General features: G+C 71.0%; 15 protein-coding genes. 9 read left to right on the plus strand and 6 right to left on the minus strand.

What is annotated here, in order from left to right; genetic code table 11:
* Positions 1-4: 4 nt before the first annotated feature.
* Positions 5-2,686: an MGH1-like glycoside hydrolase domain-containing protein gene (locus tag OG746_RS18835; protein ID WP_266715947.1), complete on the minus strand. Its 2,682-nt coding sequence runs from the start codon at positions 2,684-2,686 to the stop codon at positions 5-7.
* Between the two features lie 24 nt (positions 2,687-2,710).
* Complete coding sequence (locus tag OG746_RS18840; protein WP_266715948.1) at positions 2,711-4,144, minus strand: hypothetical protein; 1,434 nt, start codon at positions 4,142-4,144, stop codon at positions 2,711-2,713.
* Positions 4,145-4,276: 132 nt separating this feature from the next.
* Between OG746_RS18840 and OG746_RS18845 the strand changes: the two genes are divergently transcribed.
* The 3 genes from OG746_RS18845 (at position 4,277) to OG746_RS18855 (ending at position 7,770) form a co-directional block, all read left to right on the plus strand.
* Entirely contained in the window at positions 4,277-4,831 is a 555-nt protein-coding gene (locus OG746_RS18845; RefSeq protein ID WP_266715950.1) for a DUF1269 domain-containing protein, read from the plus strand.
* Positions 4,831-5,316 (plus strand): DUF1269 domain-containing protein, encoded by a 486-nt coding sequence (locus OG746_RS18850; RefSeq protein ID WP_266715952.1) that lies wholly within the window; start codon positions 4,831-4,833, stop codon positions 5,314-5,316. The genes OG746_RS18845 and OG746_RS18850 overlap by 1 nt, the downstream gene beginning before the upstream one ends.
* Positions 5,317-5,478: 162 nt before the next feature.
* Entirely contained in the window at positions 5,479-7,770 is a 2,292-nt protein-coding gene (locus OG746_RS18855) for a LuxR family transcriptional regulator (protein WP_266715954.1), read from the plus strand.
* A 22-nt stretch (positions 7,771-7,792) separates the two neighbouring features.
* Here the strand turns inward: OG746_RS18855 and OG746_RS18860 are convergent, their stop codons facing one another.
* The gene (locus OG746_RS18860; RefSeq protein WP_266715956.1) at positions 7,793-8,269 is read right to left on the minus strand and encodes a LuxR C-terminal-related transcriptional regulator; all 477 of its coding nucleotides are present in this window, start codon (positions 8,267-8,269) and stop codon (positions 7,793-7,795) included.
* A gap of 133 nt (positions 8,270-8,402) precedes the next feature.
* On the minus strand, positions 8,403-8,675 hold the full coding sequence (locus tag OG746_RS18865; protein WP_266715958.1) for a DUF8691 family protein: 273 nt from the start codon (positions 8,673-8,675) through the stop codon (positions 8,403-8,405).
* Positions 8,676-8,881: 206 nt separating this feature from the next.
* Here OG746_RS18865 and OG746_RS18870 point away from each other — a divergent pair, with 206 nt between their 5' ends.
* A complete protein-coding gene (locus tag OG746_RS18870) occupies positions 8,882-9,352 on the plus strand; it encodes a DUF7144 family membrane protein (protein ID WP_266715960.1) in 471 nt (156 codons plus the stop codon).
* A gap of 19 nt (positions 9,353-9,371) precedes the next feature.
* Here OG746_RS18870 and OG746_RS18875 read toward each other — a convergent pair whose 3' ends face one another.
* Positions 9,372-10,700, minus strand: coding sequence for a diacylglycerol/lipid kinase family protein (locus OG746_RS18875; RefSeq protein WP_266715962.1), 1,329 nt, complete (start codon positions 10,698-10,700; stop codon positions 9,372-9,374).
* A gap of 134 nt (positions 10,701-10,834) precedes the next feature.
* On the opposite strand from OG746_RS18875, the gene OG746_RS18880 reads away from it, so the two are divergent.
* A complete protein-coding gene (locus OG746_RS18880; RefSeq protein ID WP_266715964.1) occupies positions 10,835-12,238 on the plus strand; it encodes a DUF2252 domain-containing protein in 1,404 nt (467 codons plus the stop codon).
* On the opposite strand, the gene OG746_RS18885 is transcribed toward OG746_RS18880, so the two are convergent.
* Positions 12,230-13,039, minus strand: coding sequence for a YhjD/YihY/BrkB family envelope integrity protein (locus tag OG746_RS18885; RefSeq protein ID WP_266715966.1), 810 nt, complete (start codon positions 13,037-13,039; stop codon positions 12,230-12,232). The two genes, OG746_RS18880 and OG746_RS18885, sit on opposite strands and share 9 nt — an antisense overlap.
* A gap of 235 nt (positions 13,040-13,274) precedes the next feature.
* On the opposite strand from OG746_RS18885, the gene OG746_RS18890 reads away from it, so the two are divergent.
* The 4 genes from OG746_RS18890 to OG746_RS18905 are packed head-to-tail and all read left to right on the plus strand — an operon-like array spanning position 13,275 to position 17,643.
* Positions 13,275-14,573 (plus strand): ABC transporter substrate-binding protein, encoded by a 1,299-nt coding sequence (locus OG746_RS18890; protein ID WP_266715968.1) that lies wholly within the window; start codon positions 13,275-13,277, stop codon positions 14,571-14,573.
* The gene (locus OG746_RS18895; protein ID WP_266715970.1) at positions 14,573-15,562 is read left to right on the plus strand and encodes a carbohydrate ABC transporter permease; all 990 of its coding nucleotides are present in this window, start codon (positions 14,573-14,575) and stop codon (positions 15,560-15,562) included. The genes OG746_RS18890 and OG746_RS18895 overlap by 1 nt, the downstream gene beginning before the upstream one ends.
* Positions 15,555-16,403: a carbohydrate ABC transporter permease gene (locus OG746_RS18900; RefSeq protein ID WP_266715972.1), complete on the plus strand. Its 849-nt coding sequence runs from the start codon at positions 15,555-15,557 to the stop codon at positions 16,401-16,403. Before OG746_RS18895 ends, OG746_RS18900 begins: the two co-directional genes overlap by 8 nt.
* A gap of 7 nt (positions 16,404-16,410) precedes the next feature.
* Complete coding sequence (locus tag OG746_RS18905) at positions 16,411-17,643, plus strand: Gfo/Idh/MocA family protein (RefSeq protein ID WP_266715974.1); 1,233 nt, start codon at positions 16,411-16,413, stop codon at positions 17,641-17,643.
* The last annotated feature ends 12 nt before the right edge of the window (positions 17,644-17,655 follow it).

Below are 17,655 nucleotides of genomic sequence, written 5' to 3' on the forward strand. Positions count from 1 at the left end.
GCTGCTACCTCCTGGTGTTGCGCGGTCGGAAGGCGTCGGGGCCGAGCGTGCCGAAGATCTTCGTCAGGGCCGCGACGAGCCCCGTCCACCCCGTCTGGTGCGAGGCGCCGATGCCGGCCCCGTTGTCGCCGTGGAAGTACTCGTAGAAGGAGATGAGGTCGCGCCAGTGCGGGTCGTCCCGGAAAATCGCCTGGCCGCCGTACACCGGGCGGTTCCCGTCCTCGTCGCGCAGGAAGATGCGGCCGAGCCGCGTGGAGATCTCCTCCGCGACCTCGAAGAGGTTCATGCGCACCCCGGAGCCCGTCGGGCACTCGACGGTGAGCTCGTCGCCGTAGAAACCGTACAGATGCAGCAGGGACCGGATGACGAGGGCGTTCATCGGCATCCACACCGGGCCGCGCCAGTTGGAGTTGCCGCCGAACATGCCGGTGTCGGACTCGGCGGGCAGATAGCCCACTGAGTACTCCTGGCCGTGCACCGTGAACGTGTAGGGGTTCTCCTCGTGGTACTTGGACAGCGCCCTGATCCCGTACGGGCTGAGGAACTCGTCCTCCGACAGCACCCGGGACAGGACGCGCACCAGCTTCTTCTCGTCGACGACGGAGAGGAGCCGGGGCCCGCCCGCCTTGCCGGCCTGCGCCTGTGACAGCGTCACGGACAGGGACGGGTGGCGCGAGGCGAACCGCTGCAACCGCTCACCGAGGCCGTCGAGGCGCTCCAGCTGCTGCGGCTGGAAGACGGTGGACGCGCACAGCGGCAGCAGGCCGACCATCGAGCGGACCTTCAGCCGCACCGCCTCCCCGTCGGGCAGCCGCAGCACGTCGTAGAAGAACCCGTCCTCCTCGTCCCAGAGTTCGTCACCGAGGTTGCCGAGCCGGTCCATGGACGCGGAGATCCACAGATAGTGCTCGACGAACTTCAGGACCAGATCGTCGTACATCTCGTTCTGCTCGACGAGTTCGAGGGCGATCTGGAGCATCGACTGGCAGTACAGGGCCATCCACGCCGTGCCGTCGGCCTGCTCCAGGGAGCCGCCGGTGGGCAGGGGTGCGCTGCGGTCGAAGACGCCGATGTTGTCGAGGCCGAGGAAGCCGCCCTGGAAGACATTGCGGCCGGTCGGGTCCTTGCGGTTGACCCACCATGTGAAGTTCGTCAGGAGCTTTTGGAAGGTGCGCTCCAGGAACTCGTGATCCGTGCGGCCGGTCGTCTCCTTCTCCACCGTGTACACGAAGTACGCGGCCCAGGCGTGCACCGGCGGATTGACGTCGCCGAAGCTCCACTCGTAGGCCGGGATCTGCCCGTTGGGGTGCTGGAAGGAGTCCCGCAGCAGGAGTTCGATCTGCTGCTTGGCGAAGTCGATGTCGACGACGGACAGGGCCACCGCGTGGAAGGCGAGGTCCCAGGCCGCGAACCACGGGTACTCCCACTTGTCCGGCATGGACACGATGTCGTCGCTGACCATGTGGAACCACTCGCGGTTGCGCACGCCGGCCCGTGGCATGCTCCACGGCGTCATGTGGTGCTCGGCGAGCCACGTCTCCAGGTCGAACGAGTAGTACTGCTTGGACCACAGCATCCCGGCGAGCGCCTGGCGCATCACCCGCGCCTCGTCCTCGCTCTTACCCTTCGGCGTCAACTCCCGGTAGAACGCCTCCGCTTCGGCGATCCGGTCGCGGAACACCGCGTCGAAGCCGCGGGCCAGGCTGAGCTGGGCACCGGCGGGCCCGAGGCGCAGCCGCAGCGTCTCGGACCCGCCGGCGGGCACGGTGAGCGTGTGGTGGGCGGCGGCCTTGGTGCCCTGCTGCGCCGGATCGACGGCCCCCTCGTCGCCCTCGATCACGTACCGGCCGATGCCGTCCTTGACGTAGGGGGAGGCGTTGGGCGAGCCGAACAGCCGCTCGCTGTTGGTCTCGTTCTCCGTGAACAGCAGCTCGGCCGTGGCGTCGCAGCGCAGGTCGTAGCTGCCGAGCTCCGGGTGGTCGGCGCGGATCGTGCGGGTGGAGCGCGAGCCCTCGGCCGCGCGCAGCACCGGCTTCTGGCCCGCGGCGGAGTGCTCGCCCCACGACCAGGTGTTGCGGAACCACAGCGTCGGCAGGACGTGCAGCGTCGCCTCTTCCGGGCCCCGGTTGTCGACGGTGATCCGCATCAGGATGTCGTCGTGTTCCGCCTTGGCGTACTCCACCGTCACGTCGAAGTACCGCTGCTCGCCGAAGATTCCGGTGTCGAGCAGTTCGTACTCGAACTCCTGCCGGGAGCGCCCGCCGTTGACGGCCACGAGGTCGTTGTACGGGTACGGGGCCTGCGGATACTTGTACAGGTACTTCAGGTAGGAGTTGCTGGGCGTGGCGTCGAGGTAGAAGTAGTACTCCTTGACGTCCTCGCCGTGGTTGCCCTCCGCGTTGGTCAGGCCGAAGGCGCGCTCCTTGAGGATGGGGTCGCGGCCGTTCCACAGGGCGACCGCGAGACACAGGCGCTGCTTGTCGTCGCAGAGGCCGCCGAGTCCGTCCTCGCCCCACCGGTAGGCGCGCGAACGGGCGTGGTCGTGCGGGAAGTACGACCACGCGTCGCCCCCCGGGCTGTAGTCCTCACGCACCGTTCCCCACTGCCGCTCGCTCAGGTACGGGCCCCACAGGCGCGAGCGTCCGCTTCCGTCGCCGGTCGGCCCGACGCGCGATTCCTTCTTCATGTGAACCCTCCACGTGCTCATGGGTCAGCCCGGGGCGCCAGTCTCGGCAGGGGGTCGCGGGGTCGCCTCACCTTCCGGGGGTGAGCTCCCGGCACGGGCCGCGAGCGTGACCGCGATCTCGTACGCGGCGAGCAGCACGGCGATGACGAGGAGCGCGGTCCACGACGACAGCAGGATCGACATCAGGGCCGCCAGGACGGCCCCGCCGACGCGCAGCACATCCACGTGCCGGGCCAGCCACGGCCTCAACTGCTTGTTCTTCCCAAGATGTTCGCTCGCCCTCGAGACCCCGTGTCCGGTGGCGCGGGCGCCCTGCGCGGTCCGCCTGCGCAGCGCGGACGGCAACCGTCCTGGACCGATCAGATAGCAGAGGACGGCGATCGCGACGCCGAGCCACAGCAGTTGATCGCCCCGTTCCCGCAGCATCGTGAAGATGGTCCACAGCGCCGAGCGCAGTCCGTCGCGGTAGACGCCCTCCGGCACCTGGCCCAGCAACTGGTCGCGCACGCCTCGTAGGACGGCCGTCAGCACCGTGACCGACACCACCAGCCACAGGCCGAGCTGGAGCAGGGTGCGCCGCCGGTTCGGTGACACCCACAGGGAGAGGGCGAGGAGGACCGGGACGGCGATCAGCAGACCGATGACGGCCTTCTTGAACAGCAGGACCGCGTCCTGGAGCTGACCCAGCTCGTTCCGGTTGTAGAGGCGGATCTGCGCGAAGTTCTCGGGCAGGTCCCTCCCGATCGCCTTCTCGATCCGCTGGTGCAGACCGGGCGGCAGCTCCCCGGAGGACAGTGTCGGAAGGTCGATCTTCTTGCCGAAGACGGACGGCAGCTCGGTCTCCAGGGAGCCCAGCAGGTTGTTCACCACGGGCAGCAGGTTGAGCGTGACCGTGTCGCCCTTCACCTTGATGTTCTCGTTGCGCTTCTCCAGGAGGGCGACGATGCGCTCGTGCGCGAACCGGTTCGTGGTCCGCCACAGCTCCTGGAACCGCTCGGTCGCGATCAGCTCCGAGATTTTGTCGTGCATGAAGTCGTGCACGGCACCCGTCACCGGGCCCGCCAGGAACGAGGCGCGCGGTGGCAGCGCATCGGACAGCCGCTGCTCCACGTCGAGCTGATCGAAGATCTCGTCCGCCAGATACTTGGAGACCGCGGCGTTCACCTTCGGGTCCTCGGGCAGCGAGCCGACCGTGGAGATCCAGCGGTCCGTGTTCAGGGTGGTCCGCGAACCCCACCCGCCCACCACGGAGGTGACCGCGAGCACCGCGACGAGCGCGATCAGGATCGCGGCGATCGTGCGCCGCACCGCGAACGTCCGGGCGTGGCGCCTGCGTTGGCTGCCGGCGCGATCACGCAGTACCTCGACCTCGGCGCGCAGCCGCTCCAGTTCCGAATCGGTGGCGGACGGTGGGCCGGACGCGGCTTCGCCGGGGCCGGGGGCCTTGTCATCGCTCATGGCGTGGCACCTCCAGCGGCCAGCGTCGCGGCGGTCCGCGTCGCGGTGCTCACCTGCGGCGGGTGACGCGTGGCGCGGGCGGCAACGATGTGATGACGGTGGAGATTCCGTCGACAGTCGGAGGGAGACGCCATGGCGGTCATCGGACCGGTTCAGCTGCTCACCATCGAGTTCGGGCCCGACGCCAAGTTCGAGGGGCGCATCATCGAGGAACTGGCGATTCTCGAGGCGAACGAACAGATCCGCGTCCTCGATGTGCTCTTCGTCAGCAAGGAGCCCAGTGGTGGCCTGTTCTCCCTCGACTTCCAGCAGGAGGGGATGGGAGAGACCGTCGCCGCCCTGCTCGGAATCTCCCGGGAGCGGATACGTGCCGTGCAGGACGCGTATCCGAGCATGACCGAGGGCAACGCGTTCGGGCTGAGCACCGGCGAGATCAGGGAGATGGCCGAGGCCCAGGACCCGGGCACGTCGGCGGCGTACATCCTGCTCGAACACGTCTGGGCGAAGCATCTGCGCAAGGCGGTCAGGGACGCGGGCGGCGTGCCCGTCGCCGAGGGCTTCCTCACCGAGGAGGCCCTGGAGCCCGTGGCCGTCGAACTCGCCGCCGCGGCCGAGCGCCTGGGCGATCCGGTCGCCCCCAAACCCACTCCCGTACCCAAACCCGGCAACCGTCCCAGGAGGACCTGATGGCCGAACTCGTCGTACTCGGATTCTCGGACAAGGAAAAGGCCGAATCGGTGCTGCGCCTGGCCGGCGAGCTGTCCCGGCAGGAGCTGCTCGAGCTCGAGGACGCCGTGGTGGCCTGGCGCACCATGGACGGAAAGCTGCACGTCCACCAGACGCACAGCACCACCGGAGCGGGAGCGGCCGGCGGCGCCCTGTGGGGCGCGCTGTTCGGGATGCTCTTCCTGATGCCCGTGTTCGGCGCCGCCGTGGGCGCGGCCACCGGAGCCGCCGCGGGCAAGCTCACCGACATCGGCATCAACGACGCCTTCGTCAAGGAGACCGCGCGCGCCCTCGAACCCGGCCGCGCCGCCCTCTTCACGCTCGTCAGGCGCACCACGCCGGACCGGGTACAGGAAGCGCTGCGCCCCTTCAGCCCCACCGTGATCCACACCTCCCTCACCAAGGACCGGGAGGAGGAGCTGGTCGAGGCTCTGCAGTCCAAGTAGTCGCCGGGTCGCCCACCGGGCCGCCCTCGTTGTCGACGCGCCGTCTCACACCGGAACTTCACCCGGGTGAGATGGCGCTTGGCATGTGCCGGACGCAGCGCCCCCGCCCCCACACTTGCCGCAACGGGGCGGGTCCACTGCGCTGCGAGAGCGAGGGGCACCATGGCCGAGTGGTCACACCGCACACCCGACGGCGAGCACGGCGAGCACAGCGCGGAGCAGGCCGACTCCGTGCCCGCACTGCCCGGCTGGATCGTGCCGCGCCCCCGCCTCACCGACCAACTGGCCAGGGGCGTGCGCGGTCCGCTCACCGTCGTGGTCGGCCCCGTGGGCGCGGGCAAGACGGCCCTCGCCCTGGAGTGGGCGCACACCCGGCGCCCGCCCTGGCCGCTCGCCTGGGTCGCCTGCGACGGGCCCGCCGAGCACCCCGGCGTGTTCTGGCAGCGGGTGTTCGGCGCGCTGCGCGCCGCGGGCGTCACGGTGCCCGAACCCGCCTCGAGCGACGACGGCCCGCTGCTCGTCGCGACCCTCGCCACCTGCCTCAATGAGCACGGGGACCCGTCGGTCCTCGTCCTCGACGACTTCCAGCCCGCCCTCGACTCGCCGATCGCCCGCGGCGTCACGCACCTGCTCCGGCACGCCCCCGACAAGCTGCGCCTCGTGGTGCTCGCCCGCCGCGACCCGCCCCTGCACCTGTACCGCGGGCGGCTCACCAGCGAGGTCGCCGAAGTACGCACCGCGGACCTCGCCTTCGACGACCGGGAGGCGACGGCCCTCCTGGCCCAGCACGGCATCGACGTGACGAAGCAGACGGTGAGCACGCTGCGGCGGCGCGCGGACGGCTGGGCCGCGGGCCTTCGGCTCGCCGCGATGTCCATGGAGCGGCGCGGCGACCCCGAACGGTTCGTCGCGCAGCTCGCGGGGGACGACGAGGCGATCTCCAGCTATCTGGTCGAGGAGGTGCTCGACCAGCAGTCGCCCGGCATGCGCAGGCTGCTCCTGACGACGAGCATCCTGGACCGGGTGAACGCCGAACTGGCCGCCGAACTCGCGGGCGACACCGACGGCGCCCTGTTCGCGGGACTCGTCCGGGAGAACTCCTTCCTGCGGCCCGTGGGGCAGGGCTGGTACCGCTGCCACCAGATGTTCGCCGACGTGCTGCGGACCTGCCTGCGGCACGAGACGCCCGGACTCGTGGCACCCCTGCACCGCACGGCCGCCGCATGGCTCGCCGGGTGCGGTCTGCTCGCCGACGCCGTGCGGCACCTGTTCGCCGCGGGCGACGGGGACGAGGCGGCCCGGCTCATCGTCCACCACCTCGCCATCGGGCAGGTGCTCGGCCTGGCCAGGACCCGGCTGTCCGTCGACGCGGGCCGGCCCTCGCCCGACGAACTGCCCGCCGAGGAACCGGAGTCCGCGCTGCTCGCGGCGGCCGTCGCCAGGACCCGCAAGGACGACCAGGCGTGCACCACGAACCTGGAGCGGTCCGCCGAACTCCTCGACCGGCTGCCGCAGGGGGAGGACGACCGCGTCGCACGGTGCCGGCTCACCCACGCCGTGATCCGGATGGACCGGCTGCGCTGCCACGATCCGCGCCGCGCAGGCGTCGCCGCGGCCGACGCGGAGGCGGCGGCACCGCAAGTGCCGCACACCCTGCTGGCCGAGCGCCCCGAGATCCCGGCCCTCATCCTGACCGTGCGGGGCAGCGGAGAGCTGCGGGCCGGCAGCCTGAAGGCCGCCCAGGCTTCCCTCACCCGGGGACTCAAGGCGGCGGGCGCCGCGGGGAACGGCGCGCTGCGCCGGGACTGCCTCGTCGAACTCGCGCTCCTGGAGGCGCTGCGCGGCCGCTTCCGGGCCGCGGACGAGCTCACCGCCCAGGCCGTCCAGCCGCCGATGCCGCCGTGGACCGCGGGCGAACCCTCGCGCGCCACCCTGCACCTGGTGCGGGCCTGGGGTGCCCTGGCGCGCGGTGAGCCCGTCCGGGCCCGGCACGAACTCGCCCACAGCGAAGCGGCGTTGGGAAAGGGCTCCGACACGTTCCTCGCCGAGATCGGCGGGATCGTCGCCCGGATCGCGGGCACGGTGGAGCGCGGGGGCCGGGGCGCGGAGGCCGTCGCGAACGCGGTGACGGTGTCCCGGCTGCCGCAGACGGTGCAACGGACGGTCGCGCCGACCTGCGCCCGGCTGCTGAGCCCCGCGCAGCCGCACCGCGCCCACGCCGCCGCGCCGCCCGAGCAGGACCCGCTCGCGCAGGTTCCCGCCGAGCGGCTCAGCGCACGCGAACGCGATGTCCTCGGCCGGCTCGCGCAGATGATGACCACCGAGGAGATAGCCGATGAGCTCTACCTCTCGGTCAACACGGTGAAGACACACCTCAAGAGCGTCTACCGCAAACTGGCCGTGTCCCGCCGCTCGGCGGCGGTCCGCCGGGCCCGCGAGCTCCAGATCCTGTGAGCATGCCGGGCCGGGCAGCGTCTCAGACGAGCCCCAACTCCCGTGCCCGGACCAGCGCTTCGGCGCGCGAGCGCGCGCCCAGCTTCCGGTACACGGCGCGCGTGTGGCTCTTGACCGTGTTGTGCGAGACGTAGAGATCGTCGGCGATCTGCCGCAGCGAAACCTCCTCCTGCAACTGTTGGAGTACGGCGAGTTCACGGCCGGTGAGCCGCTGTGGCGACGGCAGTGTGCCGTTCGCCTGTGGGACGGGCGCCGGTGCCGGCACCGCGGCGAGCGCGTCCGAGGCCCGGTGCACCAGCGCACCGGCGGTCCGCGGATCAGCCACGTCCCCCGCGATCTCCACGAGGACCCCGGCGACCCACATCAGACAGGTCGTCAGGGCGGCGTCGGCAGCCGCCGTACCTTCTTGGTTGAGCGAGCACAGCTGGAGGCGCAGCGCGGACGCGCGCCCCGAATTTCCCGGATCATCGACCGTGCGTGGGCACAGTACTGTGGGCATGCCCCTCACCTCCCCATGTGGAGGGCATCACCCCACCACGGTGGGGCCCGCGCGAGCCCGGCGGAAGGGGTCTTCCGCGCCGTTTTCCGGGAGGTTCGGCCCGTTGCGCGGCCGAAAGGGGCTGTGTGTCCGGCTATTCCCTCGGGTCCCGCGGCCCAGGGAGCCGGCGGACCTCGAGGAGTTCGAGGCCGAGGCCCTGGATGCGGTCGAGGATCCCGTACAGGGCGGCCTGGTCGAGTCCCGCGCCGACCAGCACCGTCTCGGCGGGGCGCAGCACGACCGTCAGCTCGCCGAACGCCGACCGGAAGGCATCGCCGAGCCTGCCCCTGACGCGGATCTCGAAGTCGCTGCCTCCGGAGGGCGTTCCGGTTCGATCGGGTCCGGGACCCGAGTGTGACCCGTCCATGACGTCACCTCCAGTGCGAGCATCACCCCGCGTGCCATTCTCCCGGCGAACGCACGGTCGGGGGCATCACCTCGGACGGGTGACAGCCGCGCGTGGGGCGGGGCTCATCCGCTGCGGGTGAACCGGGCCGGGCGGTGCGGGCCGCATGCTCCGGGTCCATCGGCTCCGCGGCCATCGAGCCGGGGCCGTCGAGGAGGAGGTTCGACATGACCGAGCAGATGTCGCCGGGCCCGGCGCGCTCCGGCCCTTCCGGCGCGCCCGAGCCGGCGCCCCGCGCCAACGTGGGTGTCGTCGGGGGAGTCGTCTTCGCCGCGTTCGTGATGGGCATCATCGGCGCCTATCACGCGATCGCCGGCCTCGCCGCGATACTCAACGAGAACTTCTACCAAGCGCAGGACGACTACGCGTTCGACTTCAACGTCAACGCGCGCGGCTGGGTGCAGATGATCACCGGGGTCATCGTCTTCGCCGCGGCGGTCAGCCTCTTCAGCGGGCGCACCTGGGCGCGGATCGTCGTCATGATCATCGCTGCGATGAGCGCGCTGGAGAACTTCTTCTTCACCCCGTACCAGCCCGTGTGGTCGGCGATCCTCATCGCCCTCGACATCCTCGTGATCTGGGCCCTCGCCATGTACGGACACCGTGAGGCGCACAAGGTCTACGGGGCGCCGCTCTAGGCGGACAGGGCCCTGCCGCTCAGGGGCGCCGCACCGTCAGCGCGAGGCCCGTGATGCCGCGCCAGTCCAGCGGCGGGCGTTCCTGGTACGTTCCCGGGCGCTGCCTCGGCACGATCACCCGCAGCGCGCCGGGGCGCACCTCGATACGGACGGGGACGTCCATGCGCACCGCTTCGCCGTCGAGGCCGACGGGGATCGAGTCCTGGTCGGCGTCGACGACCACCGAGGCGGCGGTCCGCGTCGTCACGCCGGCGGACCGGCTGCCCCGCAGCAGTCCCGCTGCCTGCGCGGCGCTCGTGACCCGCACGCCGACGCAGCCGAGGATCCCGCCGTCGAGGCGGGTGCGCCGGCCGAGGCCCGCGATGTCACGCGCGCCGTACGGGTTGTTGCTCACCAACAGCGCCTGAGGGTCGGTGACTTCGTGCTCGTCGACCCGTGCCGTCAGCTCCGCGCCCTGGTGCCGGGCGAGCAGATCGGGCAGCAGATCGAGGGTGGTACGGGTCTTGCCGTCGCGGTAGGCCGGGCTCTGCACCACCTCGGCGTAGGCCCCGAACGAGACGTTGTTGACGAACGGGAGGCCGCCCGCCCGGCCCAGGTCGACCCGCAGCTCCACGCCGTCGGACAGCGCGTCGAGCGCCTTCGACGGGTCCTCGCGGTCCAGGCCCAGGTCGAGGGCGAAGTGGTTGCGGGTCCCTGCGGGGATCACCAGGAACGGCAGGCCGAGTTCGGCGGCGACGTCGGCGACGAGGGCCTGCGTCCCGTCGCCGCCCGCGACGCCGAGGAGGTCCGCCCCCGCGGCGGCGCGGGTCCGGGCGAGCGCCGCCACGTCGACCGGCTCAGGACCCTCCAACAGCACGACTTCGGCGCCCAGTTGCTCGGCCTTCGCGCGCAGTCCGAAGCGGTCGACCTTCCCGCCGCCCGAGCGCGGATTCATGATCAGCACCGGCCGGTGGATCGCGGGCGCCGCCGTCTCGGGCATCGGGGCGGGGGACGAGCGCGGCCCCAGCGCCGCCCGGCCCGCACCCGCGGCGAGCAGCCACAGCCCGCCCGACACCAGCACCACCCACACCAGGTGCCCGCGGGCGTACTCGACCACCACCCATACCGGCGCGGCGAGCGCCAGGAGCAGCGCCAGATACCGCGCGGGGCCCCGCCTGCTGAGCACCCACCACACGGCGGCGGCCGTGACCGCCGTCCCCAGGATCCCCACGCCCAGCAGCGCGAAGGTCCGCAGCCCCGCGAAGACGGCCAGGACCAGCACGGCGGCCGCCGCGGCGGCCAACGACCCACGCGCCAGCCACCGTTGCCCCCGCTGCTGTGTCGTCCGCCGGTGTTTCGTCGGTTCCATGACCGACAGTCTGCGACCGGGAAGGCCCCGGGGACTCACCCCCGGGAGGCGACCTCACACCGGCGGGGTGACGTCGCGGCGCCCGGCCCGGCGCACGGTGGGCACAGCCGCACAGCCAGGAAGGGAGCTCCGCCATGACCGAGATGACGAGCAGGCGCCGCACCGCGCGCGAGCGGGCGAGCACGGGCAGGTCCGCGAGGTCCAGGGTCCCGCGCTCCGGGCACGACGCCTACACCCCCGCCGCCGACCGCCCCGATCCCGTCGACATCCTGGAGAGGCAGTCGGCGAGCAGGCTCCAGGAGCTGATCCCGATCCGCTACGGGCGCATGCTGGAGTCCCCGTTCCGGTTCTTCCGGGGCGCTGCCGCGATCATGGCATCCGATCTGGCGCACACCCCGGTCACCGGAATGCGCGCCCAACTGTGCGGAGACGCACACCTGTTGAACTTCCGGCTGCTCGCCTCCCCGGAGCGGCGCCTGATGTTCGACGTCAACGACTTCGACGAGACGCTGCGCGGGCCGTGGGAATGGGACGTCAAACGGCTCGCCGCCAGCCTCGTCATCGCGGGCCGCGGCAACGGCTTCGGCCGCACGGAGCGGGAGCGCGTCGTGCAGGTCACGGCGGCCTCGTACCGGCAGTCGATGGAGCGGTTCGCCGGGATGCGCACGCTCGACGTCTGGTACTCGCGGATCGAGGCGGACGAGCTGTACGCCACGGTGTCCGCGAAGCTGGACGGCCGCACCAAGCGGCGCATGTCGCATGCGCTCGGCAAGGCCCGCGGCCATGACCACATGCAGGCCCTGGAGAAGCTCGCCCACGTCGTCGACGGCGAACTGCGCATCGCCGCAGATCCGCCTCTGATCACCCCGCTCGACCAGCTGCTGCCGGGCGTCGAACGCAAGCAGCTGGAAGCGCAGTTGATGGACCTGATCGAGCGGTACGCGCGCACGCTCAGCGCCGAACGCAGGGCGCTGCTCTCCCAGTACCACGTCGTCGACATGGCGCGCAAAGTGGTCGGGGTGGGCAGTGTGGGAACCCGCTGCTGGATCATTCTGCTGCTCGGCCGCGACGACCGGGATCCACTGCTGCTGCAGGCGAAGGAGGCGGGGACCTCCGTGCTCGCGGACTTCGCGGGGCAGGGCGACCACACCAACGAGGGCGAACGCGTCGTCGTCGGCCAGCGCCTCATGCAGGCGGCCGGTGACATGTTCCTCGGCTGGGAGCGGGTGGAAGGGCTCGACGGTGAGCAACGCGACTTCTATGTGCGGCAGTTGAGGGACTGGAAGGTGATTCCGCAGGCGGATCTGATGACCCCGCGCGTCATGGGCCTGTTCGGCCGGGCGTGCGGCGCGACGCTGGCCCGCGCCCACGCCCGTTCCGGCGACCGAGTCGCCCTCGCCGCCTACCTGGGTCGTTCCGACCGCTTCGACCAGGCGCTCGGCCGCTTCGCGGAGGCCTACGCCGACCAGAACGAGCGGGACCACGAGGCGCTGGCCGCGGCCGCGCGGGCAGGCAGGGTGACGGTGGAGTCAGCGTGAGCCGGTGGCCGTCGTGCCGCCGAACCTGTGCCGCAGGAACTCCTCCTGGGCCAGGACGCGCCCGACGGCCACGCCGAACACCACCACGGTGAAGAACAGGATCAGCCAGGACAGCACGGTGAACACCGACCCGAGCGCCCCGTAGCGGTCCGTGCTCATCCGCAGCGCCCGCGGCAGCCACAGCCCCGACACCCCGCAGAACGCCACCGCTCCCGCCCCGGTCAGCAGCGCCCCCGGGAGCAGCGGCAGCCACGGCACCCGCCCGGCGAGCAGCAGATGCTGGGTCCACCACCACATCAGGACGGCCGCCCCGAGCTGCAAGGGGTAGCCGATGACGGCGCCCGCGCCGAACGCCCGGAGCAGCGCGCCCTGCACGATCAGCATCGCCACCCACACGAGCAGCCACACCGCCCACCGCCACGCCACGACACGCACTCCGGAGCGGGGCACGTCCCAGGCCCGCTCGCACAGCCGCTGCAGGGCCCGGGCGAACGCGGTGGCCGAGAGCAGCGCGACCAGCACGCCGGCCGCGCCCCAGCTGTGCAGGGCGGAGTCGCCGCCCCCGGTCAGTTTTTTGGCCTGCTCCACCACCGGTCCCGACGCCCCGAGCAACGTACGCAGCGAGCGCAGGAGTTCGTGCCGCACCGGCTGTGGAAAGAACGAGGCGAGGGCGATGAGCATCGGCAGGGCGGCCAGGAAGGCCTGCGCCGCGAGGCGTGTCGCCATGTCCAGGATGGTGACGTGCACCAGCTGCTGCACGATCCGGCCCGCCAGGGGCCGGGCGGTATCCGTGATCGTCATGACAACGCCCTCCCGGCGGGGGACAAGCACTCCTGCCGGGCACTGTCGGGCCCACGGCCCGGACGCACGTCGCCCGCGCCGGGTGACACCTCGACTGCTGCGGCCGCCGCATGCCCGTATTCTTCCCGTTCGCTCCCACGTTTGCGTAAAGGTGATCGAAACAAGCCTTGACCCATCAACTTCGAGCAAATAGCGTCCTTGCATTCCGGTCGACCCTTCACCAGGAAGGCTCCCTGTGCGCAGGCGCTCTCTCCTCGCCGCGGCCGCCACGACACTCGCGGCGGCGCCGCTGACGTCCGGCTGCGGCCCCTCCTCGTCGAACGCCTCGGACGCCGCCGGCGGCGACGCGCGGCGCGGCCATCTCACGTACGGCGTCTGGGACGTCTACCAACTGCCTGCCATGCAGCGCGCGGCCCGGGCCTTCGAGCGGGCGCGGCCGGGCGTGAGCGTCGACGTCCAGCTGACCCCGAACGGGACGTACTGGACGAAGCTGCGCACCGCCTGCACCGGCGGCTCCGCGCCCGACGTGTTCTGGATGAACGGGCCCAACTTCGGCATGTACGCCGACGCCGGGCAGCTGCTCCCCCTGGACACCGAGGGCGGCGACGCCGTGCTGCGGACCCGCGACTTCCCGGCCGATCTGGTCTCCCTGTACCGCTGGAAGGGCACCCAGTACGGCGCCCCGAAGGACTTCGACACCGTCGCCCTCTGGTACAACAAGGAACTCTTCGACCGCGCCAAGGTGCCGTACCCGGACGGCAGTTGGACCTGGCAGGACCTCATCGAGCACTCCCAGCGGCTCACCGACCGGGGGCGGGGGATCTACGGCGTGGGGGCGCCCGTCCGCGCGCAGGAGAACTACTACAACTCCATACCCCAGGCCGGCGGCCGGGTCATCTCCGACGACAAGCGGAGCTCCGGATACGCCGACGAGCGGACCCGCGAAGGCCTGCGGCTGTGGATCGACCTCATCCACCGCTACCGCTCCTCGCCCACCCTCCAGCAGATGGCCGACACCGACCCCACCCAGATGTTCCAGTCGGGCACGCTGGCCATGACCTACGAGGCGTCCTACAACGCCGCGACCTTCTACCGCGACCGCGAGCTGCGGGCCAAGGTCGACGTCGCGCCGATGCCCAGGGGGAAGCACCGCGCCGGTGTGCTGCACGGCCTCGCCAACGTCGTGTACGCCCGCACACCGAACCCCGAACTCGCCCGCGACTTCGTCCGCTTCCTCGGCACCGAACGCATCTCCCTCCTCCAGGGCAAGTACGGCACCGCCATCCCCGCCCGCAACGGCACCGCGCAGCCGTGGGCCGCGGGCATGCCGCACTTCAACCTGAAGGCACACCTGGACGCGCTCGACTACGCGGTGCCCTTCCCCGGTTCCGCCAACAGTGCCGCCTGGCAGCACAAGGAACAGATGTGGCTCGCCAAGGCGTGGAGCGGCGTCGTGAGCCTCGACTCCGCCACCGACTCCCTCGCGGACGCCATGAACCAGCTGCTCGCGCAGGAGAGGAAGGGCAGGGCCTGATGAGCGTCGACACGCAGCCGAAAGCGGCGGTTCCCGCGCAGCGAAGTCACCAACAGCCGCTGAATCAGCGGGAGTTGAAGCGCCGCGAGCGCCGCTTCCGGCACCGCGACAAGTGGTGGGGCTACGCCCTCATCGCCCCGGCCGGGCTCGGCCTCGCCGTCTTCTACCTGTGGCCCGTCGTGCAGACGATGTACTACAGCTTCACCGAATGGGGCGCCTTCGGCGGGACGACCTGGATCGGGGCCGCCAACTACCGCACCCTCGTGGGCGACCCGGAGTTCTGGCAGTCCCTCGGCAACACCGCCGTCTACACCGGACTCGTCCTCCTCGGCATCCCGCTCTCGATGCTGATCGCCGTACTGCTCAACCTGAAGGGGCTGCGCGGCACCGGCATCTACCGGACCCTCTACTTCCTGCCCGTCGTCACCATGCCCGCCGCGGTCGCCGTGGTCTGGCGCTGGCTCTACAACGGCGACGCCGGCATCCTCAACCACGCGCTGTCCACGATCGGCATCGACGGCACCCACTGGGTGTCCGACCCGCACACCATCCGCATCGCGGTCGCCGTCGTCGGTGTGTGGATGACCGTCGGGTACAACATGATCCTGCTGCTCGCCGGACTGCAGAGCATCCCCGGCGACTACTACGAGGCCGCCGCCCTCGACGGCGCGGGCCGCGTACGGCAGTTCTTCTCGGTCACCATGCCGCTGCTGAGCCCCACGCTGTTCTTCACCACCGTGCTCTCGGTGATCCAGTCGCTCCAGGTCTTCGACCTCGTCTACCTGATCATCGGCGCCAACACACAGAACTCGCTGCAGAACCCCGCCTACGGCGAGGGGCAGACCGTCGTGATGCTCTTCTTCCAGAAGGCGTTCTTCGACAACCAGCGCGGCTACGGCGCGGCCATCGTGTGCGTGCTGTTCGTCCTCATCATGGCGCTGACCGCCGTCCAGTTCAGGCTGCAGAAGAAGTGGGTCCACTATGCGTAAGTCCACTGTGCGTACGACGGGCATGCGCCAGGGGCGGATCTGGCCCGCCCACGTCCTGCTCGTACTCGGCGCCGTGATCACCGTGTTCCCGCTGCTCTGGGAACTGCTGACCTCCTTCAAGAGCTTCGGCGAGTCCGTGCGCGTGCCGCCGACGATCCTGCCCGCGCACTGGGACTTCTCGAACTACCAGAAGGTCTTCGACGGCGTCCCGTTCGCGCGGCAGTTCGTGAACACCCTCGTCATGGCGCTGCTGCGGACCGCCGCCCAGCTGCTGCTGTGTTCAATGGCCGCGTACGCCTTCGCCCGCATCCGCTTCCCGGGGCGCGGGGCGATCTTCCTCGGGTTCCTCGCCGTCCTGATGGTGCCGGGGCAGCTCTTCCTGCTGCCGCAGTACCAGATCATGCAGAACCTCGGCTGGCTCGACTCCATGCAGGCGCTCGTCGTCCCCGGCATGTTCTCCGCGTTCGGCACCTTCCTGCTGCGCCAGTTCTTCATGGGGCTCCCGGAGGAGGTGGAGGAGGCGGCCCGGCTCGACGGCGCCAACCCCTTCACCGTCTTCTGGCGCATCGCGCTGCCGCTGGCCCGTCCCGGCCTGCTCGCGCTCGGCATCCTGACGTTCCTGTGGTCCTGGAACGACCTGATGTGGCCGATGATCGTCAATACCGACCCGGCGAAGATGCCACTGTCGGCGGGCCTGGCCTCGCTCCAGGGCGCCCATCTCACCGAGTACCCGGTGCTGATGGCCGGGTCCCTGCTCGCCACGCTCCCGGTGATCGTGGTGTTCGTCGCGATGCAGCGCCAGTTCATCCAGGGCATCGCTTTCTCCGGCATGAAGGGCTGAACCACGCATGACCACCGACACGACCACCGACCTCCGTACGGAAGAACCGCAGCACACCCGTGATCTCCGCATCGGTGTCATCGGGCTCGGCCTGCGCGCCACCGTCGCCCGCGAGGCACACCACCCCGGCGAGGGCTCCGCCGTGGTGGCCGCCGCCGACATCTCGCCCGGCATGTTCGACCGGGCCCGCGAGTGGTTCGGCGACGACGTGCACACCTATGAGGGCCACCGGGCCATGCTGGACGCCGAGGACCTGGACGCCGTCTTCGTCATCACGCCCGACCACACCCACGAGGACCTCGCCGTCGAACTCCTCGAAGCCGGGGTCGCCGTCTTCGTCGAGAAGCCCCTCGCCATCACCACCGAGGGCTGCGACCGCGTCCTCGAAGCCGCGCGGACCAGCGGCGCCCGGCTGTACGTGGGCCACAACATGCGGCACATGCCGGTGGTCCGCGTCATGCGCGACCTCATCAAGCGCGGCGAGATCGGCGAGGTCAAGGCCGTGTGGTGCCGCCACTTCGTCGGGCACGGCGGCGACTTCTACTTCAAGGACTGGCACGCCGACCGCCGCAACACCACAGGACTGCTCCTCCAGAAGGGCGCCCACGACCTCGACGTCATCCACTGGCTGGCCGGCGCCTACACGGAGCGGGTCAGCGCGCTCGGCGGGCTCACCGTCTACGGGGACATCGCCGACCGCTCGGGGCAGGCGCCCGGCGCCACCATGCCCGACTGGTACGACCCCGAGAACAACTGGCCCCCGAAGTCCCTCACCGGGCTCAACCCCGTCGTGGACGTCGAGGACCTCTCCATGATGGTGATGCGCCTCGAAGGCGGCATCCACGCCAGCTACCAGCAGTGCCACTACACGCCCGACTACTGGCGCAACTACACGGTCATCGGCACCGAGGGCCGCCTGGAGAACTTCGGCGACCACGGGGAGAGCGCCGAGGTCCGCGTCTGGAAGCGGCGCAGCGGCTACCGCGCCGACGCCGACCTCGTCGTCCCGATGCCCTCGCCCGGCGAGGGCGGGCACGGCGGCTCCGACCCGCTGCTCGTCGCCGAGTTCCTGCGCTTCGTGCGCGAGGGCGGCGCCACCGACACCAGCCCCGTGGCGGCCCGCGAGGCGGTGGCCGCGGGCGTCGCCGCCACGGAGTCGCTGCGGGCCGACGGGCAGCCGGTGACGGTGGCCCGGGTCGCGCCCGAACTCGCCGACTGGTTCACCAACGGCCAGAGCTGAGGGACTTGGACA

The organism is Streptomyces sp. NBC_01016 (genome assembly GCF_026341035.1).
Classification (GTDB): domain Bacteria; phylum Actinomycetota; class Actinomycetes; order Streptomycetales; family Streptomycetaceae; genus Streptomyces.